Raw genomic sequence first — 777 nt, forward strand, 5'->3', positions numbered from 1 at the left:
CTTGCTTTTTCTTTTGTCATTTTTTCTCCTAATTTTTTCTTATTATTTTATCTTAATTAGGAAGCTTTTAACTCTATTTTTTTGTCCATTTTCTTCAGTCCATTATAGTTTTTTGGTGGAGGTATATTATCAACTATTGGACGATTTGCAGGTAAGACATTAGGTGATTATTTAGAATATTTAAATCATCAACCCGAGGAATATTATCATTTTAAAAATATTAGGGAAAGTTTTGTTCTATCAAAAGCCGTTTATGGACATCCAATAGCGTTAGTTTTTGGTACGGCAAGGGTCAATGGTAAAATAATTTGGGCAAACCAAATTAAGGAAGTACAAATTACCAACGTTACACAACCAGGTGTATCAGATACTCAGGGAACTGCCGCCATCCATAATTTAACAGAATGCGAATATTATTTATCCTTTGCAGTTGGCATATGTGAAGGTGAAATTGCTGAAATTAGTAGAGTATGGGCTAATGATCAGTTGCTCAATCTTGAACAATATACATTCAGGCTTTATTTAGGGTCAGAAGAGCAAATAGCCGATCCTTTAATTGCTGCAACTGATCCTCAAGGGCAAGTACCAGCTTTCCGTGGGTTAAGCTACGCGGTATTTGAAGAGCTACCATTAGCTGATTTTAATAATTCTATACCAAATTTCTCCTTTGAAGTAACCAGAAAGGCTAATATTACGTCAATTCGGGATAAGGGATAAGAAAAAATAAAGGAGATATAGGAGTTGCAAGGAGTTAATGCCTGTGATAAATGTTTTTTT

General features: G+C 34.0%; 1 protein-coding gene. It reads left to right on the forward strand.

Going from position 1 to position 777, the window contains the following annotated elements:
• Positions 1-486 precede the first annotated feature (486 nt).
• The gene (locus RiCNE_RS07135; protein ID WP_094649848.1) at positions 487-717 is read left to right on the forward strand and encodes a hypothetical protein; all 231 of its coding nucleotides are present in this window, start codon (positions 487-489) and stop codon (positions 715-717) included.
• The last annotated feature ends 60 nt before the right edge of the window (positions 718-777 follow it).

Origin of the sequence: Rickettsia endosymbiont of Culicoides newsteadi (genome assembly GCF_002259525.1) — a bacterium.
GTDB lineage: Bacteria > Pseudomonadota > Alphaproteobacteria > Rickettsiales > Rickettsiaceae > Tisiphia.